Source organism: Streptomyces sp. NPDC111656 (assembly GCF_055656965.1).
Genome location: NZ_JBVKCA010000042.1, coordinates 1 through 24855, shown reverse-complemented (window position 1 = coordinate 24855; position 24855 = coordinate 1). Strand labels below are relative to the sequence as shown.

Sequence of the window (24855 nt, the reverse complement as noted above, 5' to 3'; positions counted from 1 at the left end):
TCCTGTCCTGCCGGCGACAGTCCGGTCAGCCGGTGGGGCTGAGGTAGTAGCAGTAGCGGCCGGCGCCGCCGTAGTAGGTGTCCCCGGTGAGCTGTGTGTCGTCGATCAGGTGGTTTCCGGTGGCGGGTCCGACGATCCCGTCGGCGTCGCCGCCCATCCGAGCGTCGGCCGGGTTAACGTCGAGCGCGGCGGCCCAGCCATGATCCGGAGGTCAAGGCCAGACCCTCGGGCCGGGCGGGTACTCCCCGCAGGTCGTACACCAGGCCGCGCACAGGTGAACGATGTGTCTGCCAGTCACCACTTGGCGCTGCAGTACATGGTCTGACCGTGCATGTCGCAGACCCTGAGATAGATTTTCTTCGCCCCGTAGTACACGTGTGTGGAGTTGGGTTTGACGTTCTTGAATTCGTGGCGACCCGAGTTCCAATAAATTTCGGCGATCACGAAGGCGTTGGCGTTGACGGACTTGGCCCCGAAGTGGCCCTTGTAGCCCCCCTTGCTGTAGTGGTACCAGGTCTTCCAGACGTGGGCGGCCTTGCCGTGAATCCAAAGCGTCGTCTGAGGAATCGACCTCTTCAGAGTCACCTGGGCCTGTGAGGCCGTAGTAGAGCTTGCGGACTGTGTGATAGCCCCTGCCGGGGTTGCCGCAATGCCTCCGCTGATCAGCGCGGTGCCACTCGTGAGAAGCAGCGCGCTGGCGGACGCGAGTCCCAGACGTGAACGGATGAACATGGGGAACCCCCTGAATGAGTTGTCGTGGTGAGGGCGGCGCGGGGTGGACCGCGCCGCCCGGCTTGCATCACCGACAGTGCCGGACAGCCCCGCTCTCCAACAGCAATCGCTGCTGATTGAGGTACTCGTGGACCGTCCCACGCGCTGACCTGCTGGGATATCGCCGGGCATGACGAAGCCCTGGGACGCGACCGGGCCCGGTGGGCAGCAAGAAAGCTGGCCGAAACGCGCTCTGTGCGGCGAGCGTGCCAAGAACCGTAGTCCGAGAGAGCCGTATAACTGCCAGGAGGCGAACATCGGGCCTCGAAGAGCTCAACGGGTGTGGGGTGGAACATGCCGCGTTGGAGGGAATTGCCGAGTTCACTGGATGAGCGGGTGCGGAATCTGGTTGTCCAGATGCGCCGGCTGAAAGATCGAAGCGGGCTGAGTCTGGCGTCGCTCCAGACCAAGACGGGCTACAGCAGTTCGTCCTGGGAGCGCTACCTCAACGGGAGGGCGCTGCCGTCGCAGAAGGCGATGGAGGAACTGGCGCGTGCGTGTGACGTTGATCCGGCCCGGCTCTTGGTGCTCCACGAAGTGGCCCAGGAAGCGTGGAATCAGGAAATCCCCACAGCACCAGCTGTGGACACACCGGAACCGAGGAACACGCGGCGAGTGGTGCTGATCGGCGTCTGCACGGCCGTGGTCCTCGGCGTGCTGCTCGCCGGACTACTGATCGCGGCGCCCTGGAAGGACGGCGAGCAGGGACAGAACGGCGCGGCCGGAGCGCAGCCCAGTTCAGCCTCGGCGTCTCGCAGAGCCTTCGCATACAAGGCAGGGCAGACCTACCCCTGTGCGGTCACCCGGAAGAACGGTCGGCTGTATGCGGGCTACAGCTCCACCCGCACCGCCCTGCTCTCCGGGCCGGGGTGGGATGTCGTGGAGGCGCAGTGCCTGCTGAAGCATCAGGGCTCTGATCCAGGTGGTGTTGACGGTGTTATCGGGCCAAAAACCACGCGGGCCGTCAAACGCCTGCAGCAGAAGGCCGGATTGCCACCCGACGGCCTCGTAGGCGCGCAGACCTGGCAGGTACTGCGGGGATGACGGACACCGACCCGCCGACTGCCACGCCCGCATGCACGCGGCTGGCCGAGGGATTACAAGATCTCAAGACCCGGACCGGCCTGAGCCTGACCGCACTGGCCGAGCGCACCGCTTACAGCAAGTCTTCATGGGCGCGCTACCTCAACGGCAAGCAACTCGCCCCGCGCGAAGCCGTAAAGGCACTGTGCACAATGGCAGGGGAGCCACCAGGACGCCTAGTGGCATTGTGGGAACTGGCTGAGCTGGAGTGGAGTGGTCGCCACAGGACATCAGCCGCGGCACCACCGCTCAATGACCAGCCGAGCAATGGCGGTACGTCTGCGGGCCGCCTCGCAAACGGATGGAGCACCCGGCCGCGAAGGTGGGCGCTCGTCGCAGCGGCATGTGCGGTAGCGCTGGCGACTGCGTCATGGGTGACGATCTCACGCGACACGGACGCCAAGGACACCGCAGGGCAAACCGCGCCCTCCGCATTGCCTGCACCCGGATGCCGTGCTCAGAAGTGTGCGGGCGAGGACCCGGAAATGATGGGCTGCGCAGCTCCCGGGCAAGCCCAGAGACTTGGCTTGCCGTACCAGACCCGTACCGGAGCGCGGCTGTCAGTCACTTTCAGCAGGCAGTGCCACACCGCGTGGGCACTGGTGTGGAACACGCATATCGGAGACGTACTCGAAGTGTCGGTTCCCGGCCGCAGACCGGAACGGGTCACGGTCGCTGACACACTCGAAGCAGGGGAGCCCCTCTTCACGCCCATGATCGACGGCAGCGACCTCACCGGACTGCAGGCCTGCTTCAAACCGGCAGACGGCAGGCACACGGAATGCGTCCACCGCTGACCCGGGGGTCGACGTTCGTGCGCTTCCGCAGAGGCGAACGCGCGGTCTGCGGCAGGCTCAGCGGGCCGCACGGCCCTGACGGCCCGGATCGCGGCCTGTCAAAACTTCTGACAGCAACACCGGTTTCCTGGTCCGTCCCTACTCGGAGCCCAAGAAGAACGCCGCCGCGAAACCCTGAAAGCTACCGGTGGATTACTTGCTCCCTGGTGTCCGAGCTAGGACTACAGGGCCGGATCAACCGGTCCCGCTCCAGCCACGACTCGTAGCCCATGTGGTCGCCCACCGTCGCCGAGAAGTTCCAGACCGCGAAGCCCTGCCCCCCTTCGCCCAGCGGAATTCGCGCACCGGATCGGCGGACTCGAACCGCCGGTTCCAGGCCTGGCCGAGTGGCAGCCGACGGCGCTCACCAGCGTCGACGAAGTCCAGCTCGAACGCTGACAGCACCGGATCGTCGTACACCAATGCGGCAACAGTGTGACTGAGCGCCTCAGTTGGTTCTGACCGCTCTTCCGTGATGACTACGCCTGAAGGAGGACGCGGGCGGTGGTGGAGGTTGCCGACCCGGAGGCGGTCTGCGCGGCCCTGTAGGGGCCGGGTGGGCGGCGGACCGGCTGACAGAGGCGCTGGGGGTGCCGCTGCCGCGGTCCCGGCCGCGGGTGACGGCCTCGGCGGTCGGCCGCCTTGTCCGAGCCGGACTCCTCGTCTCCCTCGGAGGGGACGTCGAGGTCCCCGACGTGCACCCGGACCAGGTGGCCGCGTTGGCCCGCCGCCAGGACCTGCCGACCCTGCTCGACCGGCATGTCCCCCTGGGGCCTGGTCGTCCGACTCGGGTGGCGCCGCCGGCGCCTGGGAGGGGGGCCGCAGCCCGAATGCGCTGGGTATTCCTGGACGAGTCGTCCCGGGCGGGCATGCCCCAAATCCCTGTGCGGGCCTGGTTGCGCGGCGGTACCGTCCTGCCGTGTACCAGGCCCACCGGGGCCGGCAGGCGTGAAGGGGCGGGCATGGCGCTGCTGGTAGAGATGTACTCGGTCGACGACACGGTCCTCACGGAACTCTCCGCCGACATCGGCCCCCTCGTCGCGGCTGGGCAGCCGCTGGCCCAGGTCGACGCGCCCGCGTCATTGGACCTCGACCTCGCCTCGCTGACCGGTCCCCTCTGGGAGCTGGTCGTCGCCTTCGGCACCGTCAAGTCGGCCTTCGAGGCGGTCGAGGTGCTGCTGCGGATCCTGCGGAGGCGTTCCGCGGAGACCAGTGCCCAGGTCGAGATCGCGCTGGGCGACGGCACCCGGGTGACGTTCTCCGGGCAGCTGACGCCGGAGGAGACCGCCGAGCAGATCGCGCGCCTGCGAGAGGCACTCGGCCACGACGAGGAGGATCGGGACGCCGAGGACCAGAGCGACGGCGCATCTTGAGCGGCGCCCATCAGGTCTCCTGGTGGGGGGCCCTCGACCCTTACACCTTTGGGGTGTGGTGCAGCTCGGACAAGATGTTCGACCTCCCGGACCCGGGCGAGGCGGACTTCCTGTTCCTGCTGTCGCTGCTCGAACCGCCCGGCGCCGAGCACCGGGCCTATGCCGACGGACTGGGCGATGACGCGGCGTGCGTCCTCGCGCACACAGCATTCACGGTCTACGCCCACGAGTGGCGTCACTGGTACGACGCCACATCGACGCCCTTCGGCATGTGGCGCACCGGCCAGCTCGCGGCGTTCTTCGGTACCGTGGTCTCCCTGGAACCCGACCTGCGCCGGTACGACCGCCTCTTTGTGCCACTGATGCGCTGGGCCCGCGCGCCGGAGGTGGTCAGGGCGGTCGAGCCGGGGCTCCCGGATCTCGACCCTGCCGTACGGGACCTGCTGGCCAAGGCGCGGAACGTGCTACGCAAAGCTGACCACGGGCTGCTCGCGCGAGCGGTGATCAGCGGCACCATGGTCTCCTCGGCACAGATCCTCGAGGGGTTGGCCATGCTCCAGCAGGAGACGGCCGTGGCGGCCGCGTTCGGCGCACGGGCGGCAGGAGAACTGCGCGCATCGATGAAGTCGACGGCTGGCGGGCGCGCCTACTACGCGGCCGTCGACTTGGTCGAGGCCAGGGTGGGCCCGGAGCGGGCCGCGGTCACCAAGGTGCTGGACGCCACCCTGTTCGGGGACTACGGGGCTCGTGGCTCCTTGTGCAACGGCACACCGCCAGCCTTGCTGGAGTGGTTCCTGGAGCGCGGCAGCTTCAGGCCCGGGACGGACCTCGACGAGGAGCTCGACCTGCTGCTGCTCTGGTACCAGACCGCCAACCGCCGGATCGCGCACGGCCGCGCCTACAGCGCCGTCACGAGGGGCCTGGAGCAGATGGCCGGGGCGGGCGGGCGGCGCCTGCGGCGTCCCTCACCCGGTCAGGCCTTCCGGAGCACGCTGGCCGACGCCCTGGCCGACGCCCTGGGCGACGCCCTGCTGACTGCGGGCGGGGCGCGCTATCGCGACCGGTTCGTCGACGAAGGGGTGCCAGCCGCGCGGCTCCCCGAGCCGGAGCCGTACTCGTTCCGGGCGCCGGTCGTGGTGGAGGGGTACCCGGGACGGCTGAGCCCGTGCGCGGACGACGACGAGCTCTTCACGACCTTCGCCGGGCTCGACTTCCCCTCCTACCAGGAGGCCAGAGAGGCGCTGCGTGGGGTGGTCACTGGGGAGGACGGGGGCACGGAGCACGCCGCGGGACCCTACCGTCTGCGCGTCCTCTGGACGCCCAGGCCCGTCCCCGGCACGTCTCCCCGGTACTTCGCGCTCCACGACCTCCTCCGTGACTTCATGTACTGGCGCGGCATCCTCTTCGGCGCGGGCGCGATCTCGCCGTTCACCTATCACCTGACGACCCTCGCCGACGCCCGGGACCGGGGACAGCTCCTGGTCGGACCGGGGGTGCCTCGGTCCATAGCCCTGCCCGGTGTCGAGGGTCGGCTCCCGGCCCAGCGGCCCTGGTGGCGCCGGATCCGCGGCTGAGGGCCCCACTGGTCCTGACGAACCGCGAGGTCGCTCGCTGACCGCCGATCTTGACGGGAGTCATCCGCCCGCAACCCGCCTGAGCACCCCGAAGCCCACGCACACCAGACCCGCGACCAACAACTTCACGATGCACACCGCTCAATGGTGGCGCGACCCAATCACACCACAAGCAAATCGGACCAGATCACTTGAGACAGGGACCAGATCTTTGGAGACGGGACAGGAATTGTCCGTCCCCGGCGAGCACATCGATGGCACGACCGGAGTAACAGCAGTCCAGGACAACGGCTTTGACCTTGGCGGGGCTCCCCAGCAGAGCGCTCCGGATCTTGGAGTATTCCAGTCCGGTAATGTCCGGTTCATCGGCGATGGTGTCTGTCACGGCCAGCACAAGGTCACCATTCGCGGTGAGTTCCGTGGCCGACGAAGTACAGCAGCAGCACACCGTAGGTGTCCTGGGCGAGGCGACGCAGGTCGCTGATCACCCGGCGGCAATCGACTGGGTCGGGTATTGGAGTGACCCGGTCGTGGGGCCAGCCGCCCGACTCCTCGTCCACCAACATCCGGTGCACGCCCCACAAACTCTTCTCAGCAGCGGGCACCGGGGGGGAAGGAGGGGTCCTGGTACTTGGAGACACCGATCAGTACTGCGCGGGAGCCCGAGCGATCGATTCGATCAGTTCTCGGCGTCATCGTCACTTTCCAGCACCCGGGTGATCAGGCCGACCGGATCGCGGACGCGGTGGGCATCGACCTCGATCGTGCGTCCGTTGGCGGTGATGGTGACCTTGATGTCCGAACGTCGGGCGCGCAGCCACGCGGACAGCGACTGGGCCAGCGCCACGCCGACACCGCCGGAGCACACAGCGATGCTCAGCACGTCAAGCGCGCCGCCGAGATCTGTCTCTCCGATGTCCCTGCGCACGACCCAGACCGCGCCCTGCAACTCGCGCTCTACGCGTAGCCAGCCGGCAGCGCGGCCAGCTCACCAACCTCCTCACCGCCGTTGATACCGATCAATGCGTCCATGACCCCTCATCATTTCAAGATGATCGCCTTCAGGTGAGAAGTTGGCCTCTTCTCTTGTGTTCGGCTGCCCGCCCATCGACGCCCTACCGAAGGGCAAACGGGATCCCTACCTCACTTCACAGCCCTGTGACCTGTGACCTGTGACCTGTGAATAGAGGATGTGACACAGCTTCTGAGCTTGTTCTTTATCTTCCGTCTGCGTCATAGGGCGGGGACGGACGGTTCCAGACGGCGTCTGACCGACTGACAACCTTTCGAAGTTCGCGGGCACTTCGGGGTGATATGGCCTGCATCGCGGTGTCAAGTAGGGCTCGGGCTTCGAGGGGGTTGCCGCAGCAGTACCAGTGCACGTTGCCCCACTCGTAGTCGTGCCACAGATCCCGCTCGGGCTGGTGGACGTAGTTGTTCCACAGGCTCACAGCCGTGCTGACATCGCCTGGCTGCAGATAGTTGCGGGTGTGCTCGAGGCGGGTGATCTCGGACAGCGCATGCGAAGACAGGCCGTCGATGACTGGCCTTGCACCCGTTGTCCGGTGGCTGCCGGGGGCGCCAGTACGGATTTGTCCTGGCCGTCTACGCGGCATGGACCTTTCGGTTCGTCGTCATGCGGTACATGGTGCCACGGTCTCGAATGGCGTCTCGAACGGATTCCCTCGCATGGGGGTTCGCCGGACGCGGGGGCGGCCTTCGTCTGATCCTGTGCTCCGACCAAGGTGCACGTGACCGAGACGAAGGCCGTGAGGGTGAGTCGGCTGCCTGGTGCTGTCCGGGGGGGAAGCGTTCGCGGGAGCGTCACGCTTCCGGGGAGAGTTCTACGAGTGCCTGACCGCACGGCGCGACGAGTTGTTCGAGCTGGTGGACGCGGTGCTGTGTGCGGACGGTGCGGTGAAGTCCCCGGTCGACCTGACGCTGCTGCCCGAACATCGACGTGGGCACGGAGCGATGTACGGCGGCCTGAACCACGGCCGGATCGATGCTGGTCGGTTGCGGATGGTGCTGGCTGGACTGTCGCTGCCGCGGTTCGACGGCGGGCGACTGGTCCTGGCGGTCGATGTGTCGCCGTGGCTTCGCTCGGATGCGCCGTGCCCAGCGGACCGGCTGTTCTGCCACGTCTACGGCCGGGCGAAGACGGCATCGCAGTTCATCCCGGGCTGGCCGTACTCCTTTGTCGCCGTGCTGGAGCCGGGTGCCACATCCTGGACCGCGATCCTGAACGCGGTCCGGCTGGGACCTGCAGACGACGCGACCGCAGTCACCGCCGCCCAGCTCCGAGGAGTCGTTGAACGGCTCGTCGCGGCCGGCCAGTGGCAGAGCGGGGACCCGCAGATCGTGATCGTCAGCGACGCCGGCTATGACGTCACCCGCCTGGCCTGGGTCCTGCGCGACCTGCCCGTCAAGTTGGTTGGCCGCGTCCGCTCCGACCGGGTCATGCGCCTGCCCAATCGCCTCGCGTCCACGACCCGAAGGGCGGACGGCCGCCTAAGCACGGCCCGGGATTCCGCTTCGCCAAGCCGGAGACCTGGCCCGATCCTGCGATCACCACGGTCACCGCAACCACCAACTACGGCAAGGCCGAGACTCAGGCATGGGACCGGGTCCACCCAAGGCTCACCCACCGCTCCTCATGGCTCGACCACGACGGTGAACTTCCCCTGGTCGAGGGCACGTTGATCCGGTTGAAGGTCGAGCATCTATCGAAGGACCGTGATGCCCCGCCGGTGTGGTTGTGGTCCTCCAAGACCGGCGCCACTCCGGACGACGTGGACCGATTCTGGCAGGCATTTCTCCGCCGCTTCGACCTGGAGCACACCTTCCGCTTCGCGAAGCAGACCCTGGGCTGGACCACTCCGAAGTTCCGTACTCCCCAGGCGGCGGACCGCTGGACCTGGATCCTGATCGTCGCTCACACCCAGCTCCGGCTCGCCCGGCCTCTCGCCGAGGACCTCCGCCGGCCCTGGGAGAAACCCACCACCTCCGACCGGCTCACCCCGGCCCGGGTCCGCCGGGGGTTCAGGAACATCCGCGCTCACCTCGACTGCCCGACCCGTGTACCCAAACCCAGAGGCACCGGCCCCGGACGGCCACCCGGCGCCAAGAACAAACACCGGGCACCCCGCTACGACGTCGGCAAAACCGTCAAACGCCCCGAGACTCTCAAGGCCATCGGCAAGCCTGGCAGGTCCTGGTAGATAAAGAACAAGCTGAGACAGCGTCCCGCAACGCGGCCGGTGTTGGATGGAGCTGGGCAGCTGGTCAACGTCAGGCGGTCTGTGCTGTCGCCTGGTCGGCGGTCTGAGCATCGGCGAAGGTCCCGTGGTCGGTGGACCGGGCGACCAGGGTGAGGTCCATGTCCCCGGCCATGTAGCGGTCCGTGAAGTAGCTGCCGGTGATGCTCTGGGGGTGCGCCCGGTCACCGAGAGCCTGCAGGCCCCTGAGTGGCGGGACGGCGCTGCCGGTGCTCGGTGCGCGGGGCGTTGTCGTACAGGAAGCGCACTTCGGCGATTCCTGAGCCGTCCGTTTTCACGATGGTTGCGTTGTCCGAGCGGGATGCGCTCTCCGCGGTCCGCAGGGTGGCATGCAGCGTCCAGTAGGTCTGCTCGATGGTCAGGTAGGTGGTGATGGGGCCGCGGTTGCCTCCGGCGGGGATGCGGCTCTCGGGAGCGGGGGCAACGATCGCGCGCTAGGTGCCGCCGACCCAGGGGTGGCCGGTGAAGCGGTGGACGAGCGGCCAGCGCCAGGCCCACTTGTCGAATGTATGAGCGATAGCGAGACAGGGCCACAGCAGGGGCGGCCCTCGGACCTGGCGCGGAGTGTCAACGACACGACTCACGTACTGGACTTCGGCGCCCTGGCCCGGTCCGCCTTCCCCGCGTGACGGTGGTGCCGTGCCTGTGCCTTGTACGGGACGGGCGGCTTCGAGCAGTCGTAGAGATGGAATGTCTGGCCGGGTACCCGGGCACAATGGCCACCGACCCAGGCGGCGTTGACGGTGCCTGGGTCGGTGGCGGCACCGCCCAGGACGACGTAGCGCACCTTCCCGGTGGCGATCAGGTGGTGGAAGCCTGCGGCGGTGGGGGTCGGGACGGCGCCGGTGAAGCCGCCCATGGGGAGGACCGGGGCGCCGGCGTAGAGGATGTACGGGGAGGCGGCGCGCCAGCTGGTCGTCGCGAAGACGAAGGTGGCGCGGCCCTGGTGGGCCCGGGTGTACTCCAGTAGACGCTGCTCCTCGCGAGTGAGCCCGTCGTGACCGGTGCCCTTGAACGTCGAACGGACCTGGGCGGTCTTGCCGTGGGCGGAGGACCAGGTGGCCCTGTTGCGGTACTTGCTGCCGTGCCGTACGAAGACGGGGCCGGCCGCGCCCATGCCTGAGTGGCCGTACTGGGTGGTGAGGACCGAGGACGCCCAGGCGGCGGACGGCAGCAGCATCGCGGCGATGCCGAGCCCGACGCCCAGCACCGCGGCCCGGGCCGGCATCCCTGCGCGGACGCGGGAGACGATCAGCAGCGCGAGCGCGCCGACACCCAGGACGAACGCGGTGGGCGCCAGCCAGGGCAGGAACGCCGGGAACTGGTAGGCGACGAACGCCGACCACACGACCGTGCACCCGACAGCCGCCGGCAGCGCCCACAGCCGGGCCCGGTCGCCACGCCGCCAGGCCCGCCAGAACTGCACCATTCCGCCGCCGAACAGCGCGGCGATCGGTATGCCCACCACACCCATGTAGTACGTGTGCGCGCCGACCGCGCCGGCGCTGAACACCAGGAAGTAGGTGGCCAGCCACACCGTCCAGAACAGGAAGCCCGCCCGCAGCGGATCCGTGCGCGGCCGGCCGCGCAGCCACACCAGTCCGCATACGGCGGCGAGCGCGGCCACCGGATAGAGCCAGCCGATCTGGGTGGTGAGCGAGGGCCCGAACATCTTGGCCCACTCGGTGAGGGTCTGTCCGGTGTGAGGCATCGGATCGGTTCCGGCCATGCTCTGCGCCGCGACGCTTCCGGTGGACTTCGCGCTGACGCCGAGGCTGGAGAAACGGGTGAGGAAGTTGTAGCCGACGACCTGGCTGAACGCGGAGTTGTCCGTCGTACCGTCGACGAACGGCCGGTCCTGCGCCGGGGTCAGGGTCACCAGCAGCACCCAGGACGCCGACACCGCGAGGCAGGTCGCGCCCGCCGCCGCCAGATGCGCGAGGCGGCGGCGCAGTGTCACGGGGGCCGACACGGCGTAGAGCAGGCCGAACGCCGGGAGGATCGCCCAGGCCTCCAGCATCTTGGCCTGGAAGCTGAGACCGATCCAGGCCCCGGCCGCGAGCAGCGGGCGCAGCCGGCCCTCACGGGCCGCCCGCAGGCCGGCGTTCGCGGCGAGCAGCATGCACAGGGTGAACAGCGGGTCCTCGACCTCGGTGCGGAACAATCCGGCGATCGCCGGGGTGAGCACGAAGGCGCCCGCGGCGAGCAGGGCCGCGCTCTCCCCCGCCCATCGGCGCACCGCGCGGTGCAGTACGACGACGCCGAGCACGCCCTCGATCACCTGGGGCAGGGTCAGCGCCCAAGGGTGGAAGCCGAAGATCCGCGCGGACAGGGCCTGCGGCCACAGGAAGCCCGGCAGCTTGTCGATGGTGATCGTGTTGCCTGGGTCGAACGAGCCGAAGAGAAAGCCCTTCCAGCTCTGCGTCATGCTGCGCGCGGTCTCCGAGTAGAACGCGTGATAGCCGCTGTTCTGCATGTCCCAGCTGAACAGCACCACCGCCGCCAGCAGGATCGCCCAGTACGCGGCCCGTGCCCAGCCGGGTCGGCTCGCCGCGCCCCGTCCGGCCCCTGAGCTGCGGCTGAGCAGCCGCACGCCTATCGGCGGAGCCGAGGCGATGGTTTCCGCGGTGGTGCCGGCCATGGACAAACCCTCCCAAGTGCAACGCGCTGTCGAAGTGCTAGATAGCTGCGGCGGCGATCTGGATGCCTCGACAGAGTTGTCATTTGGGTGAGAATCAGGTCGCCGGGAACCTGCGGGGCGGAGCGGAAGGCCTGGGCGGACAGGTTCGCCGAGGAGAAGACCTCCCTGCGGGACCGCCTCCAAGTCCCCGGCGAATCCATGCAGGAACGTCGCACAGCCCTGAGACGAAGACCTCGATGGACAGCCGCCCCTCATGTCGCCGACATCTCAAGGGCGCCCTCGTGCACCCAGGGCCCGGCAGGAACAGCCGGGCCAAGCAGCCGACTCCTGTTCAGGCCACGGCGTCCAGGAAGGCGGTGGTGGCGAGTCCCCGGTCCTGCAGCATGAGCATGCCCGGGCGCATCGAGCACAGCAGACCGCAACCCAGGACCGCTTCGCTGGGTTTGCCGGGGTCGAGGACTGCGCCGGTACCGAAGGTCACCTGCGGCACCTGCGGCACCTGCGGACAGACTGAGCCAGCGGTGTACCGGCTGGCCCTCTGGCCCAGCCGGGCCCACGCGTCCGTGTCATAGGCCACGTCCAGGTATGCCCCGTCTCCCGGCCTTGGACGACTGCGCCACGGACAGGTCGACGGTAGCCATGTCTCTTACCCATGACGACAGAAGGCCCCGCACAGCGGTCGCAACTCCCGTCCCGTCGGCCCGGCATCGTACTGCGCGCGTGGAGTGTGCTCGGCCCAGACGTCGTCGGTCGCGGCGACGTTCCAGTGCGATGCGAGCACCTCCTCCGCGCGCTGAAATCACACCAGCCTGCTGGAACCCCGTTGTCGCGTCTTCCCTCAAGTAGGACACCACGGAAGATGTGTTCGGCACTTGGAGTTCTCGGGTGAACAAGAAAATCGCGGGGCTGGCGCTCATCGGGACCCTGCTCATATCGGGCTGTGGGGCGGGCGTCCATGCGGCAGAGCCTGCCGCTTCGAGCCCCGTTCGTCCGGCGGCGTCCCCCCGGGCCGGCAGCAAGGCCCCCGCCGCTGCCTTCCGCGCCTGGGGCCTCAAGCCCCTCGCCGCGCCGCCCGCCCCGCCGAAGGTCAAGCCCGTAAAGCGCCGTGCGGGCGAACCGGTACCGGTGATCAGTGACATACCCACCAAAGACAAGGTCGTCTTCATCACCTTCGACGACGGCGCCGAGAAAGACCCCAAGTTCGTGAGAATGATGCGCGAACTCAAGGTTCCCTTCACCATGTTCCTGACCGACTCGATCATCAGCTCCGACTACGGCTACTTCAAGCCACTGCAACAGCTCGGGAACAAGATTCAGAACCACACGCTGACCCATCCCAATCTGCGCACCATGGGCGCGGCCGCGCAGCGCGCGGAGATCTGCGGCCAGCAGACCAGGCTCGGCAAGGAGTACGGAAGCGTCCCGCGTCTGATGCGACCGCCCTACGGCAACTGGAACGAGAACACCCGCACCGCAGCCGGGCAGTGCGGAATCGAGGCGCTCGTGCTGTGGCGCGAGTCCATGCAGATCGCCAACATGCAGTACCAGCGTCCTGACAAGGAACTCCACCCGGGCGACATCATCCTGGCCCACTTCCGTGGCCCCGGACAGCTCAAGGGTCACTCGATGACCGAGATGACGGCGAACATGCTGCGGCATATCCAGGAGCAGGGCTTCGCAGTGGCACGCCTGGAGGACTACCTCTGACGCGCAGAACAGGGCGCGTCAGAGATCGCCGGCATTCGATGGCATCCGATTTACCGACCCAGGGCTCTGGTTCAGAGGGCGATCGAACGCGAGGTCCGGGGCGCGGACGGACGTAACGGAGATCACGGGCCGGTTCAGGAGCAGGCATGTGTGTTCGACGGACAGCGCGGTGCGCGACGCTCACCCGCTTGTCCGACCGGGTGCGGGGCGGTGGACACCGGCGTGCGGGTCGAGGGGCGGCCCCCGACGGCGATCCCCTGGTCGGGGCTGGTGTTCGCGGAGGCCGTCCCAGGCAGCACCCGCAGCTGATGTACCTGACCGAAATCACCGCCCTGACAGAACTGGAATGGTGGCACTGGGGGTCGCCCCAGGCACGGGCCGACGGCGTGGCGTAGGACCTGAACTACATGTCCGGCTGCCCGGACGACCAGGCCTCGAGCTACAGGGTCGAGGTCGTCCTGAGCGATCTCACCAAACGCCTGGGCGCGGCCTACGACCGTCATGCGGCGGTCACGCCCGTCGGCTCCCCGGCGCCGTTCTGGGCGGAGGACCTCAGCAATGTGCGGCTGGGCGTGCCGAAGGCCTGATGGACCCGCCGAGGAGCAGCGCGAGAGGATGTGTATGTACGACGTTCTGCTGGTCGAGGACGACGAGATGATCCGCGAGGCCACCCGGCTCACACTGGAGGAGCGCAGCTACCGGGTACGTACGGCGGCCGACGGCATGACCGGGCTGGAACTGTTCCGGGAGACGCACCCGGACGTGGCCGTACTCGACATCATGCTGCCCGGCCTGAACAGCGTGAGCCTGGCCGGCCGCATCCGCGAGGAGTCCGCGGTCCGGGTGAGGCTGATCTCGGCCCGCAACGACCCGGTGGACGTGGTGCTGGGGCTGGAGGCGGGCGCAGACGACTGCGTCACCAAGCCCTTCGGCGGTCCGGTTCTGGTGGCCCCGATACGCTCCCTGCTGCGCCGCGCGGCACCCGCGGAGCAGGAGCCGGAGACAACTGCACTTCACTTCGGAGACCTGGGCTTCTGCCCGGTGTCCCGGACCGTGTACCGGGCCGGGAAACCTGTCGACCTGACCGCGACGGAGCTGAAACTCCTGCGCGAGTTCACCGCCGCGCCGGGCATCGTCCTCACCCGGGACCTGCTCCTGGAGCGGGTGTGGGACTACCCCTGGTCCGACGACACCCGGGTGGTGGACGTCCACGTGCGGCGGCTGCGCGCCAAGATCGGACGCGAGCGCATCGAGACGGTGCGCGGCTTCGGCTACAAGCTGCGCGCGTGAGGCCGCCCGCCTTGAACATCGGCACGAGAGTCGCTCTGGCCGTCGCCGTCGCGACCGTGTGCGTGGCAGGCGCGATCGGCCTGCTGGTACACCGGATCACCGCCGCCGACCAACTGGCCACTGCCCGCACCAACCTGGACCGGTAGCTGATGAGCGCGGCATACGACCGCGCGGCCATCGGCCTGAACTCTTCTGCAATCCGCCCGATCTGCCCGGACCGGTCGCGACGGCTGTACGGGGGAATGCCCGCGTGACCTTCCTCCAGGACGGCCCGCACCCGATGCTGTGGGCCGCGACCCGCATCTCGGACCGGAACGAGCTCGCACTGTCGCGCCCGTACACCCCCGGGAACCGGTCCCTGGCCCGACTGGACCGGACGCTGCTCACCGTGGCTTCGACGGCCACCCTCCTGGTGACCCCTGGCCGGCCTCCTCCTGGGAGTGCGAATGGGCAGTCGCGCCCCAGTCGCGGCCCGCACGGCGGAACGTATCGCCGAGGGTGACCTCGAGGCCCGGGTCCGGCCGTCCGGGCAGGACGAGATCGCCCGACTCGCCGCCTCCGTCAACGCCATGGCGGACGCGCTCGGCGCCCGTCCGGAGGCCGAGCGCCGGGTGACCGCCGACATCGCGCACGAACTGCGCACCCCGGCTGGCCGGGTCGACGCCGAGGGCAGCGAGCCGCTCCCGGTCGCTGGGCATCGCGTCCTCCTCTGCGCTCGCCCTGTCCCGGGGAGGAAAGTAGGGAGCTCTGAGCGCGTGCCATCGAAAGCTGAGCGGTTTGTTCGGCGAGCCCATGGCCTGACGTCATCCGTTTGCGCGAACCCGCACGCGGGACCCCCACGCCGTCACTTCAATGAGTATTGATCCACATATCAGCGTCAGTAGTCGCAGTGGCAGAAGGAGCGATCACTATTCGCAAAATCGCAGTTACTGTGTCCGCCACCTTCGCCCTGCTTGCCGCCACGCCAACCGGAGCCTGGGCCTGCCCAGAGCCTCCACAGATGAGCCTCATCCAGGGAACTCTGAACAAGCCGTGCATCGGGATCGGGAAGCTGGGTCTCCAGTCGCTCATCGCGCTGATCAACGTCGGCGTGCAGGATGTCCCCGTCTTGCAGGGACAACAGCAGTGCACTGACAACAGCACCATCAACGACGGCGACGACGCACTGTCGCACATCCTGGACGGGATCCCAGTCCTCTCCGGCCGCGGCTGACCGAGCTCGGCCTGCGGGACCATCCAGGAAGGTGGCGGCCTGGCCGATTACATGTACCTGGCCCGTGCTATGAGCCGCATTTATCGGCTACTCGCAGAACCATTCATCCGGGAGGAACAGTCATGTCCACACGTCCACCCGTGCCACCGTTCACGCGGGACACGGCGATCGAGAAGGTCCGGCTGGCAGAGGATGCCTGGAACTCACGCGATCCCGAGAAGGTGGCGCTGGGCTACACGGTGGATTCGCGCTGGCGCAACCGCGCAGAGTTTGTCAACGGCCGCGAAGAGATCGTCGCCTTCCTGACCCGCAAGTGGCACCGCGAGCTGGACTACCGGCTCATCAAGGAGCTGTGGGCGTTCACCGAGAATCGGATCGCGGTGCGGTTCGCCTACGAATGCCACGACGACTCCGGCCAGTGGTACCGCTCCTACGGCAACGAGAATTGGGACTTCGGCGAAGACGGCCTGATGAGTGTCCGTCTCGCCTGCATCAACGATCTCCCGATCGCCGAATCCGACCGCAAATACCACTGGCCGCTGGGCAAGCGTCCCGATGACCACCCCGGTCTGAGCGACCTGGGGTTCTGACCCTCACGCATCCTCGCCCTTACTGCTGGCCCTCCAACCGAACGGGAGAGGGAGCCCGCGAAAGATCGCTGAAACGGCCCGCCATGCACTGCCCAGAATTCCTGTGAAAGGACCTCAACGCGGTGACGGCCGACCTCCCCCTCCCATGGAGTTCAGGAGTCGTCGAAGGGCATGTGAATCGGGTCAAGACCTTGAAAAGGGCCATGTACGGACGGGCATCCTTCGACCTCCTACGGACCCGCATTCTCATCACGCCGTAGTGTCGCGGCGTGCGATACCTGGCAGAGCCATTCCTTCTCGGTGCCCTCAAGCGGGGACGTCCCATCGAGCAGTTCCTCGGGCCGTCCGGAACCCGTGACAGCCTTGGCGTCTCCTACGTCGAGGTACGGCCTGCCGAGGGCCACTACGAGATCTACCTCCACGCCGTTCTCGACACCGAACCCCAGACCTACGACTTGGATTCGCTGCCTGCGCTGTTCGACACAGATGAAGAGGACTTCGGCCTCCTGATCGCAACCACGAGCGACCCAGCAGCCGCACTGGACGCTGCCGCAGACCGGACTGGAGCTGTACGCGAACGCTGGGTGACCCAGTCCATGGCAGGTGACGAATACCGCGACTATGTCCTCGCCGGCCGCCCCGCCCGGGCACCCGACGGCCGACCTTGGCCTACTCCGCCGAGCTCCTGACCACCGGCTTCACGGAAGTGCGGACAGAACCTTTCAGGTCTCTCGCCGCAGTTCCGTGACAGCTGCCAGCAGGTCCGGTGGTTCCTTGCTGAGGGTCCGGGACCGATTGTCAGAGCCTCGTGGCACAGTGCGCGGTCATGCACATCGACAGGTTCTGGGACGTCATCGAATCCGTGCGGTCCGCAGCAGCTGAAGCTGGCGATCCCCTCGACGAGGGTCTGGTCAAGCAGCTCGCGAATGGGACGAGGCAGGAGGTCCTGGAGTATGCAGAACGATTCGACGAGCTGCATGACGCCTTGTACCGCTGGGATGTGTGGGCGGCCGCTTACCTCATTGGGGGCGGCTGCTCCGACGACAGTTTCATGGACTTCCGCGCTGGTGTGATCGCCCTGGGCCGTGAGTGGTACGAACGTGTGGCCGCTGCTCCCGACAGCCTCGCTGGGCACCCAGCCGTGCTCCAGGCCGTGAACGCCCGGGACCGCTCCGAGGTTCTGTTCTACGAGGATGTGAACTATGTAGCTGCCGGAGCGTTCGAACGGATCACGGGCGATGCAGATGCCTTTTACGAGGCATGGCACAGCTTCCGAGGAGCGAATGCCGGGAGCGACAACGCCGTCGACATGGGCGAGGATTTCGACTTCGACGACGATGACGAGATGCGCCGCAGGCTGCCTCGCCTGGCCCCGCTGTTCCTCGGCGGGAGCGTTTGAGGACGCCCGTTCCATGATGGGCATGGTTGGTGAGGACGCGAGTGCGGAGGAGTTCGAACGAGGCCCGGCCATACATGGCTCTCTTGAGGGTTTTCACCCGGTTCACGTGACCTTCAACGACGCCGGAGCTCCACGACAGGGTGAGCCCGGCAGTGACGGCGTCGAGGTCTTGGCGGAGGAAGGCGGAGGCCAGCAGTTCGTCGAAGTTGGTGTCGCGGGTCGCGGATGCGGCGTACGGTCTTGCGGTCGAGGCTCAGGCGCCGCGCGATGGCGCTGATGGTCCAGCCCTTCTGCACCAGGCGGCGGACGTCCTCATAGCGGTGACGGGTCCGTTCCATGATCTGGGTGCGGGGAAGGTCCGGCACGGGCAATTCCATTAGGACCGGTTCCGGCACGGTCGGCTCCGACTCCGGCTCGGCGTGTTTGCGCAGGCAGTTGCGGTGCTGGTGGCAGGTCTTCTCCACTGCGGCGGACAGGTTCTGAAGCAGATGCCAGCGGTCGGCGACTTCGAGGGCGTTCGGGGCGGCTTCCTTCACCGTCTTCGTGTAGGCGGTCGCCCGGTCGCGGCAGATGATCTCCGTGCCGGGATGTTCCTTGAGCCAGGCTGCGAACGTCTCCGAGGTGCGGTCAGGCAGCACGTCCACGACCTGGCCGGCTTCGACGTCGACCAGGATGGTGCCGTAGGTGCAGCCCTTGCGGAAGGAACTCGTCCACCCCCAGCGCCCTCGGGGCACGGCCCGGCACCGGCGGAGCCGGCAGCAGCTGGAGCAGCCGGGTCCGGCCCGCGGCCAGCCGCAGCCGTCGGCACAGTCGGACCGCCGGACGACCGCCCAACTCCACCGCGATCGACCGCAGGCACCCCGTCAGTCCGACGCTCGATCTGCGATGCCGCTCGTTCAGGCCCGGCACCTGCTCGACGAATGTCTTCCGGGAACACCTCTTCCGGTCGCAGAAGTACCGGCGGACCCGGAGCCGGACCACGACCCGCCGCTAGGCCAACGGCCGCTCGTTCAAACTGCGTTGGTACGAACTGTGCACGCGTCTCGCCACCTTCCGGCAGTCCGGGCACCGGCCCGGCCGACCGGTGGACCCGGGAAACAGCACATCCTCTACCGTCTTGCTCGCCACGGCAGGGGACACACTGCCGAAACGATCCCTCGTTCCCGCTCCTGACCTGGGAATTCACGGAACTACGGCCAGAGCCAATTTGGCAGTGTCTCTCGTTGAGTGGAGCGTGACGCTGCGTACACGACGTCGTAAGCAGCGCAAGGCTGTTGATGTCGCCGGGAGCCGCCGTTGTCTAGTGGTCGCCGGACATCTGCGCAGTTCAGCGGTGGTCTCGGTCGTTGAGACACGTGAGGCACGTCCTCATGCGGTCCGAGGCGAACCGTGGACGAGGCCCGGGGCTATAGTCTGCGGCGAGCAGCGGGAGCGCGAGAGGTCGCGTCGAGAGTGGGGGACTCATGACATTCGACTACGGACGGGCCGCGGCCACTGCCGCACTGGCACTCGCAGCCTGTTCGGGCCTGGCGGCCTGCAACGACGGTTCCGGCTTGGCAGCGAGTGCGAGCGCCGCGGCTACGGCTGCCCGGAGTGCGTCGGGATCCGCAACGTCCTCGGCCTCGCCCACACCGACGGACTCGCAGGCGGTGACGGCATCCGTCAGCCCGACCGCGGTGGCGAGCACCTCTCCGGCCCCCACCGCCAAAGCGATGGCCGACGCCTCCCGGCCGACGGCAACGCCGAGTGCCGCCGCTGCCGTCCCTGCCGCGTGTAAGAACCTGGCGGTCCACGCCGACGTGAAGTCTGCAGTGACCCAAACCTGGGAGCACGCCAAGAGGGTCAGCCACATCCAGCCGAAGCCCGGCAACTTCTACTACGGCAGCTGCGGCACCACGCTCTATGCAGCCGTCCGCTTCGAAGCTGGTGCCGGCGCGACAGGCGACGACCGGGTCCAACTCCAGGACGAGGGCTCGGGCCTGCAGTTCTTCCGGTTCACCCCCAGCACCGGGTGGTGGTTCGTAGGCTCCGACACTTATCCGACCACCGACGATTGCTCGCGCTTCGCGCCCGTCGCCCTGGCACGCCAGTGGAACTGCTCCTGAGTGGAGCCTCACCCAGCGGCCGAGCAGTGCAGCCCTGGCGGGGGCACAGTTCTTCTTGGCGGAGTCAGCCCAGGCGATCGCGACCTCGTGATGTGTGAGGCGGAGCCGGAGCAGCGGCTGGCACTCGCCGCCGAACCGGTCCCGTCCCCGTACCTTCCGGCAGGCAGTCAGAACGTCTACCGGCATGGACCGCCCAGTTCATGACGCTGACCTGCCCAGCCTGCACCGCTTCGCATCCCGCCTTGAACGCGACCTCGACGCCGTCGTCGCCGGACTCACCCTCCCCTGGGACCCCGGCGTCGTCGAACGACACGTCAGCCGGAACAAGATGCTCAAGCGCCAGATGTTCGGCCGGGCCAGCTTCGCTCTGCTCCGCAGGCACGTCCGGCTCTACTCGTGAAGCAGAGCCGGATCCTCAACGAGTCCAAAGCCCTCCGGGAACCCTTCCAGAAACTCGCGCCGAGCCGGATCCGTCTCCGCTGCAGCCATCGCCTCCAACAGCTCCAGAAGCTCGCTCCGCTGATCACTCGACGGCTGATCCGATCACCGGGGTCGTCGCCGTGGTGATCGACGGCACTACCAGCGTCCCGGACGCGGCCGCCGCGCCCATGTCACGGACGCCGAAGCCCGAGCAGTACAGCACCCGATCGCCATCCGTGCAGGTCGCGCATATGTACGCACGAGTCGAACGTGCGGCTACGATGGGGCCGCAACCGTCCCAGCCCGGTGACCGCTCACCCGGCCGGCCGCCTCTTCCCGGCAGCCAGGTCCATGATCCCCTCTCCGCATCCACAGCGGGTCACGGACGGACGGTGACGTGGCAGCGGTCCCGTACGGACCGCGGAGGCACTGCGGTGGCCCGCCGCGTCCCCGTCACAGCGAACGGGCTGCTCCGCAGCGTCGGCCCCTGCCTCGGGGCGGCCCGCGGCAGCGCGGATGACACTGCTTTCATCACCGGGGACGGCGCTGGCCGTGTCCGGCCGGGCCGCCGGGGTGCTGGTGGATGAGGCCGAGGTGCTGCCGGCCGTAGAAGGTCCAGAAGTCCAGCGCGTCGTCCAGGAGCACTGCACGGTGGGCCTCGGGCATCCGCTCGACTCCCGCCCGCAGCATCCGGACGTCTCCCCCATGAGCGCGGGCCTGCTGGACAAGGAGGAAGAACACCTGGGTGGGCTTGGCGGCCAGACCTCCCGCGTCCGGCTCGTGGGCCGCGTGCAGGCTGAGACGGATCCGGCCGTCACCGCGAGCACGATCGGGTCCTCATCGAGGAGCTTCGCGGCGAGCGACTGCTGACATGGCGCGCACCGCTCGATGCATGCGCCGATCAGGGCGGACGCGGTCCGCATGTCCGGCGCGGTCTCCACTCCCCACCGGCTGGGGTCGGCCGGCTGGAGATCCTTGCTGGACGGGCCGCTGTCGTGCTGGTGGAGGGTGCCGGCGTTGGAAGCGGCGTACGCGGCGCCCTGGTTCCGGCTCTTGTTCCTCGCCCGGCCCTTGCGGCCGTGGCTGCTGGTCACACGGCTCTCACATCTCCCGCGCCCGGCCGCATGACCCGATGCGCGCGATGAAGAGCCGCATGCGGCAGGCTCAACAGCCCTGCGGCCGCCGAAAGTTGACGTACCTCTCACACTGACGCTGCACAGACCGGACCCTCGTGCGGGGTCCACGGACAGCAGCACCCTCGCCGCGAAGATCGAAGCCGACCCGGCTCCGGCCCCGGACACGGTCCCTATGTGGCAGAGCAACAACAGCACCCTCGCCGCCGACTACAACCCGTACCTGGTCAACGGCCAGGACGTCAGCGCCGAAGCGGTGCGCCCGCCCATCGTGCCCATGGATTCCGGCAACTGCTGGGACACCAAAAAGCAGATCGACAGCTCGACGAAGTACACGGTCGTCGGCGAAGCGCACGCCAACTGGGACGCGAAGTCAACGTTCGAGTACGAATCCTCGATGTCCAGCAGCATTGACACCGCGGTCGAGAGCAGCGGCAACGGGACTATAGGTGCGTCCAAGGAACTGTCGCAGAGCAACGGCATGACCGTAGGCTGGTCCAACAGGCCCAAGTACTCGCACCAATACCAGGTGCCGATCCTCTACAAGAAGTGGAAGTACCAGCACTGGTGCTCCGGCTCGGTGCGTGCCACCTGGTACAAGATCGAGGCAAGCGGATACCACATTCCGGCCGACGGCGCGGCGGGCAAGGTCGGCAAGGACGTGTCGTCGAAGGACGGGACGGCGAACTTCAATAAGGCCCCGAAGGGTTACCGGACCTACCTTGAGGGGGGCGGTGGCACCCTTTCGCTTGCTCACGGCAATTCTGTGAAGTTCGGCGGCGCGGTGAGCGCCTTCGGTATCTCGCTCGGTGCGAAGACCGGCTACGACAGCAACCACAGGCAGAGAATCACGTTCGGAAACCAGCCCGGCAAGCACTGGGTTTGGGGCAAGAATGGTTCGCTCAGCAGTGGGCACGCTGGTGTCTTCTACTCCAAGTAGGCGCGGCCGGCTGATCGCCGGAACCGCATTCCTGATCGTGGCGGCGGCCCTGGCAGCCTGGCTGGTCCCGCAGCGACCAGATGACACAGGTGCATGGAAGGGTCACGCACTGGGTGCAGGACTGCTCGAGCAGGCCGACCTGGAGTACGACCAGCTGCGGATCGGCAAGGAGTACTGGCTGAACCTGCCCCAAGCGACCAACACCAGCGGTGAACCGGTGACCATAACCAAGGCCCAGTTCGTCAACCTGCCGAAGGGGCTGGAGCTGATCGGCTACCTGCAGTGGAGACACGGCCGCGGAGAGCACGTCATCGTCGAACGCAAACAGACGTACAGGGCCGAGCTCTTCGTCAAATTACTTGTCCTGGTCGGCCTGCTGTATATGCCGGTGCTCATCTTCCACTGGGGTGAGTGGATCCCATTCGCCGGAGCCAGCATCTATCTGCTCTGGGAACTCGGCCGCACCAACAACGCACTCGGCGAGCTCGCCGGCCTCTGGAACGAGCAGCACCAGCAGCGGCAGGAGTCCGCTCGAAACCACTCCCTCCAGTGACACAACCGGTCGGCGACTGCATGACGATTCCGCCGTCGACCCAGAACACTCGCCTCCGGAGGGCTACCGGGCCACGGGACGGCCCTGCCTGTCCCGTTTGCCGAGGAGCCAGCTCTCACCAACTCCCCGCTGATACGTGCGGCGGGGAGGGTCTGTTGCACGATCGGGCGACATCTGAACCGGCTTTCCCTGTAGGGCGGGTGGGAAGGATGTCGCTGTGCCCAAACCCTATCCGGAAGAGTTCCGCGAGGACGTCGTGCGGGTCGCGAGGAACCGCGGCCCGGACGTGACACTCGAGCAGGTGGCCGCCGACTTCGGCGTCCACGCGGTGACGCTGTCGAAGTGGATGCGCCGGGCGGACATCGACGAGCGCTTCGACAAGCGGGCTTACGTCTTTCACGGGACGGCCGCCCGCGCCGCGATCAGGCTGTGGCTCCGGTGATGACCTCGGCTTCAGGGAGCGGGGCGGCCCTTCGTGGCCCCCCGCCACGGCCACGGAAGCCCAAGGAGCCGGTGTGCCCGCGCACCTTCGTGAACCATCGGGCTGCGTGCCGCGTCCTCCTGATGCGCGGGCCGTGCCGGGCGGGCGCTGCGCGAGGGAGAGCAGGGGACGGATGACGGGTGAAACGATCGGTATCGGGCTGGCCGTATTGGCGGGCCTGGTGAGTCTGTGGGCCGGTGCGCGGGAGGCACGGCTGCAGATGCGGCTGAGCCGCTACGGGCTGCACGCTGAGGGGGTGGTGGTGGACCAGGAGCATGAGCCCGGGGACGATTCTTCGACGCCCGTCATCGAGTTCATCGACCGGCAGGGCCGGCCCGTCAGGTTCCGGCCACCCATGACGGCGACGGGGCTGGTCCTCGGAACCCATGTACCGGTCGCCTACCTGCCCGAAAGGCCGAAAAGCGCACGGGTGTTCACCTGGAAGTACCGCCTACATGAGATCGTCGGCTTGTTCTTCGGAGCCATGATCTTCCTCGGCGTCGCGGCTGGGTGCGTCCTCACGCGCTGAGCTTGTTCCCCCTCCTCGTTCTCACCAACGGATCCACCGCCAGACCCATCACAGGACCCATCGGACAGGCCCTGGGCGAGGACGTCGATGCGCGCTGCACAGGCATTCAGGATGGCGTGGAGGTCATCCCGCGCTGGTTCGGCGGCGTCGGGATCGTCAGTGTCGATTCCGACCAGTACCTTCCTCTCCAGGTCGGCTATCGCACGGTCGGTGATGAAGGGCATCCCGAACAGGCGGTAGCCGCTGTCTCCCCTGGCGCGTGCAGGTCGGGTGCCCGGAGATGAGATTCCTCCGGACCTCCCGGCGTCACTGTCCTGGACTCGGCGACGTCCGGGCCGGGAACGCGGGTCACCTGAGCTCGACTGAGTACGAGCTTCCGCTGAACTCGCAGACGTCGGTGCCTTCGCCAATGTCGGCGACGATGACGTCGTCGATGAAGCGGTCCTCGAAGTCGTCGTCGCGCAGGTCGCCGGCCAGCCAGAGCGCCTCGATGTCGCTCCAGTCCCCGCGGCTTCCGTCGATGCGCAGGGGTGCGGCGCGGCGGTTGCCGCGTTCGCGTTCGTCGGCGCCGGTTTTGACGAGGCCGCTGATCTCGAACTGGCCGTCTTCGACGTGGTCGGGGATGGGGGCGGCGGGCACGATGGCGACGTTCTCGTAGGCGGTGTGGATGAGGTCGCGGTAGCTGCGGCGGACGTTGTACTCGGGATTCGACAGCCACTTGAACAGGGTGTCCGGTTTGACTCGAGGCCGGCGCTCTCCAGGGCCTCGTAACCGCGCCCGGTCCCAGTGAGCTGGCTGAGCTGGGCGTGCCAGTGCTTGGCGCTGTAGGAGGACAGCCGGTGGCGGGGTGCCTCTATGTCTTTCGTCAAGCGAGGCGTGGGGTTCTGGGTTCATAGAAGGTGCCGTCGCGGAGCATCGCGAACAGCACGCTGATGCGGT

At 67.7% G+C, this 24855-nt stretch carries 27 protein-coding genes and 3 pseudogenes; 21 read left to right on the top strand and 9 right to left on the bottom strand.

Translation table 11 applies throughout. From position 1 onward, the window contains the following. Positions 1 to 25 precede the first annotated feature (25 nt). Together ACZ7M3_RS50845 and ACZ7M3_RS50840 are read right to left on the bottom strand one after the other, a co-directional pair. On the bottom strand, positions 26 to 157 hold the full coding sequence (locus tag ACZ7M3_RS50845) for a hypothetical protein (protein WP_472073383.1): 132 nt from the start codon (positions 155 to 157) through the stop codon (positions 26 to 28). Positions 158 to 294: 137 nt separating this feature from the next. Next, the gene (locus tag ACZ7M3_RS50840; RefSeq protein WP_472073381.1) at positions 295 to 585 is read right to left on the bottom strand and encodes a hypothetical protein; all 291 of its coding nucleotides are present in this window, start codon (positions 583 to 585) and stop codon (positions 295 to 297) included. Positions 586 to 1107: 522 nt separating this feature from the next. On the opposite strand from ACZ7M3_RS50840, the gene ACZ7M3_RS50835 reads away from it, so the two are divergent. Both ACZ7M3_RS50835 and ACZ7M3_RS50830 read left to right on the top strand, forming a co-directional pair. Then, entirely contained in the window at positions 1108 to 1815 is a 708-nt protein-coding gene (locus ACZ7M3_RS50835) for a peptidoglycan-binding protein (protein WP_472073379.1), read from the top strand. Next, entirely contained in the window at positions 1812 to 2651 is an 840-nt protein-coding gene (locus ACZ7M3_RS50830; protein ID WP_472073377.1) for a helix-turn-helix domain-containing protein, read from the top strand. The genes ACZ7M3_RS50835 and ACZ7M3_RS50830 overlap by 4 nt, the downstream gene beginning before the upstream one ends. Before the next feature lie 518 nt (positions 2652 to 3169). On the opposite strand, the gene ACZ7M3_RS50825 is transcribed toward ACZ7M3_RS50830, so the two are convergent. Next, a complete protein-coding gene (locus ACZ7M3_RS50825; RefSeq protein WP_472073375.1) occupies positions 3170 to 3451 on the bottom strand; it encodes a hypothetical protein in 282 nt (93 codons plus the stop codon). Between the two features lie 201 nt (positions 3452 to 3652). On the opposite strand from ACZ7M3_RS50825, the gene ACZ7M3_RS50820 reads away from it, so the two are divergent. Together ACZ7M3_RS50820 and ACZ7M3_RS50815 are read left to right on the top strand one after the other, a co-directional pair. Then, on the top strand, positions 3653 to 4063 hold the full coding sequence (locus tag ACZ7M3_RS50820) for a hypothetical protein (RefSeq protein ID WP_472073373.1): 411 nt from the start codon (positions 3653 to 3655) through the stop codon (positions 4061 to 4063). A 74-nt stretch (positions 4064 to 4137) separates the two neighbouring features. Further along, on the top strand, positions 4138 to 5637 hold the full coding sequence (locus tag ACZ7M3_RS50815) for a hypothetical protein (RefSeq protein WP_472073371.1): 1500 nt from the start codon (positions 4138 to 4140) through the stop codon (positions 5635 to 5637). A gap of 679 nt (positions 5638 to 6316) precedes the next feature. Here the strand turns inward: ACZ7M3_RS50815 and ACZ7M3_RS50810 are convergent. Further along, positions 6317 to 6598 (bottom strand): annotated as a pseudogene (locus ACZ7M3_RS50810) (effector-associated constant component EACC1); the annotation flags it as partial. A gap of 830 nt (positions 6599 to 7428) precedes the next feature. Here ACZ7M3_RS50810 and ACZ7M3_RS50805 point away from each other — a divergent pair. Then, positions 7429 to 8858 (top strand): annotated as a pseudogene (locus ACZ7M3_RS50805) (NF041680 family putative transposase). 637 nt (positions 8859 to 9495) lie between these two features. Here the strand turns inward: ACZ7M3_RS50805 and ACZ7M3_RS50800 are convergent. Beyond that, the gene (locus ACZ7M3_RS50800; protein WP_472073369.1) at positions 9496 to 11556 is read right to left on the bottom strand and encodes a glycosyltransferase family 39 protein; all 2061 of its coding nucleotides are present in this window, start codon (positions 11554 to 11556) and stop codon (positions 9496 to 9498) included. A gap of 331 nt (positions 11557 to 11887) precedes the next feature. After that, positions 11888 to 12046 (bottom strand): hypothetical protein, encoded by a 159-nt coding sequence (locus ACZ7M3_RS50795; protein ID WP_472073367.1) that lies wholly within the window; start codon positions 12044 to 12046, stop codon positions 11888 to 11890. Between the two features lie 395 nt (positions 12047 to 12441). Here ACZ7M3_RS50795 and ACZ7M3_RS50790 point away from each other — a divergent pair, with 395 nt between their 5' ends. The 9 genes from ACZ7M3_RS50790 to ACZ7M3_RS50750 all read left to right on the top strand — a co-directional run bounded on the left by ACZ7M3_RS50790 (position 12442) and on the right by ACZ7M3_RS50750 (position 17755). Continuing rightward, positions 12442 to 13263, top strand: coding sequence for a polysaccharide deacetylase family protein (locus ACZ7M3_RS50790; RefSeq protein ID WP_472073365.1), 822 nt, complete (start codon positions 12442 to 12444; stop codon positions 13261 to 13263). 407 nt (positions 13264 to 13670) lie between these two features. Beyond that, entirely contained in the window at positions 13671 to 13850 is a 180-nt protein-coding gene (locus tag ACZ7M3_RS50785; protein ID WP_472073363.1) for a hypothetical protein, read from the top strand. Between the two features lie 34 nt (positions 13851 to 13884). Next, positions 13885 to 14553, top strand: a complete 669-nt coding sequence (locus ACZ7M3_RS50780; protein WP_472073361.1) for a response regulator transcription factor — start codon at positions 13885 to 13887, stop codon at positions 14551 to 14553. Then, the gene (locus ACZ7M3_RS50775) at positions 14550 to 14699 is read left to right on the top strand and encodes a hypothetical protein (RefSeq protein ID WP_472073359.1); all 150 of its coding nucleotides are present in this window, start codon (positions 14550 to 14552) and stop codon (positions 14697 to 14699) included. Before ACZ7M3_RS50780 ends, ACZ7M3_RS50775 begins: the two co-directional genes overlap by 4 nt. A gap of 300 nt (positions 14700 to 14999) precedes the next feature. Then, a complete protein-coding gene (locus ACZ7M3_RS50770) occupies positions 15000 to 15416 on the top strand; it encodes a HAMP domain-containing protein (RefSeq protein ID WP_472073357.1) in 417 nt (138 codons plus the stop codon). An 86-nt stretch (positions 15417 to 15502) separates the two neighbouring features. Then, positions 15503 to 15766, top strand: a complete 264-nt coding sequence (locus ACZ7M3_RS50765) for a rodlin (protein ID WP_472073417.1) — start codon at positions 15503 to 15505, stop codon at positions 15764 to 15766. A gap of 122 nt (positions 15767 to 15888) precedes the next feature. Then, a complete protein-coding gene (locus ACZ7M3_RS50760; protein ID WP_472073355.1) occupies positions 15889 to 16356 on the top strand; it encodes a nuclear transport factor 2 family protein in 468 nt (155 codons plus the stop codon). Between the two features lie 269 nt (positions 16357 to 16625). Then, positions 16626 to 17045 carry a hypothetical protein gene (locus tag ACZ7M3_RS50755; protein ID WP_472073353.1) on the top strand — a complete coding sequence of 140 codons (420 nt, stop codon included), beginning with the start codon at positions 16626 to 16628 and terminating at the stop codon, positions 17043 to 17045. A gap of 137 nt (positions 17046 to 17182) precedes the next feature. Continuing rightward, the gene (locus tag ACZ7M3_RS50750; protein WP_472073351.1) at positions 17183 to 17755 is read left to right on the top strand and encodes a DUF4240 domain-containing protein; all 573 of its coding nucleotides are present in this window, start codon (positions 17183 to 17185) and stop codon (positions 17753 to 17755) included. A 113-nt stretch (positions 17756 to 17868) separates the two neighbouring features. On the opposite strand, the gene ACZ7M3_RS50745 is transcribed toward ACZ7M3_RS50750, so the two are convergent. Then, the gene (locus ACZ7M3_RS50745; RefSeq protein ID WP_472073349.1) at positions 17869 to 18489 is read right to left on the bottom strand and encodes an ISL3 family transposase; all 621 of its coding nucleotides are present in this window, start codon (positions 18487 to 18489) and stop codon (positions 17869 to 17871) included. Between the two features lie 740 nt (positions 18490 to 19229). Next, on the bottom strand, positions 19230 to 19457 hold the full coding sequence (locus ACZ7M3_RS50740) for a hypothetical protein (RefSeq protein WP_472073347.1): 228 nt from the start codon (positions 19455 to 19457) through the stop codon (positions 19230 to 19232). 109 nt (positions 19458 to 19566) lie between these two features. Here ACZ7M3_RS50740 and ACZ7M3_RS50735 point away from each other — a divergent pair, with 109 nt between their 5' ends. From ACZ7M3_RS50735 to ACZ7M3_RS50705, 7 genes and pseudogenes are all read left to right on the top strand, one after another. Further along, positions 19567 to 19860 carry a hypothetical protein gene (locus ACZ7M3_RS50735; protein ID WP_472073345.1) on the top strand — a complete coding sequence of 98 codons (294 nt, stop codon included), beginning with the start codon at positions 19567 to 19569 and terminating at the stop codon, positions 19858 to 19860. A gap of 176 nt (positions 19861 to 20036) precedes the next feature. Next, positions 20037 to 20260 (top strand): annotated as a pseudogene (locus ACZ7M3_RS50730) (ISL3 family transposase); the annotation flags it as partial. A 536-nt stretch (positions 20261 to 20796) separates the two neighbouring features. Further along, a complete protein-coding gene (locus ACZ7M3_RS50725) occupies positions 20797 to 21150 on the top strand; it encodes a hypothetical protein (RefSeq protein ID WP_472073343.1) in 354 nt (117 codons plus the stop codon). 438 nt (positions 21151 to 21588) lie between these two features. After that, the gene (locus ACZ7M3_RS50720) at positions 21589 to 22353 is read left to right on the top strand and encodes a hypothetical protein (protein WP_472073341.1); all 765 of its coding nucleotides are present in this window, start codon (positions 21589 to 21591) and stop codon (positions 22351 to 22353) included. Then, positions 22322 to 22906: a hypothetical protein gene (locus ACZ7M3_RS50715; protein ID WP_472073339.1), complete on the top strand. Its 585-nt coding sequence runs from the start codon at positions 22322 to 22324 to the stop codon at positions 22904 to 22906. The genes ACZ7M3_RS50720 and ACZ7M3_RS50715 overlap by 32 nt, the downstream gene beginning before the upstream one ends. A gap of 217 nt (positions 22907 to 23123) precedes the next feature. After that, positions 23124 to 23348: a transposase gene (locus tag ACZ7M3_RS50710; protein ID WP_472073421.1), complete on the top strand. Its 225-nt coding sequence runs from the start codon at positions 23124 to 23126 to the stop codon at positions 23346 to 23348. Positions 23349 to 23520: 172 nt separating this feature from the next. Next, a complete protein-coding gene (locus ACZ7M3_RS50705; RefSeq protein ID WP_472073337.1) occupies positions 23521 to 23916 on the top strand; it encodes a DUF3592 domain-containing protein in 396 nt (131 codons plus the stop codon). 348 nt (positions 23917 to 24264) lie between these two features. Here ACZ7M3_RS50705 and ACZ7M3_RS50700 read toward each other — a convergent pair whose 3' ends face one another. Continuing rightward, the gene (locus tag ACZ7M3_RS50700; protein ID WP_472073335.1) at positions 24265 to 24555 is read right to left on the bottom strand and encodes a hypothetical protein; all 291 of its coding nucleotides are present in this window, start codon (positions 24553 to 24555) and stop codon (positions 24265 to 24267) included. Positions 24556 to 24855: the final 300 nt, after the last annotated feature.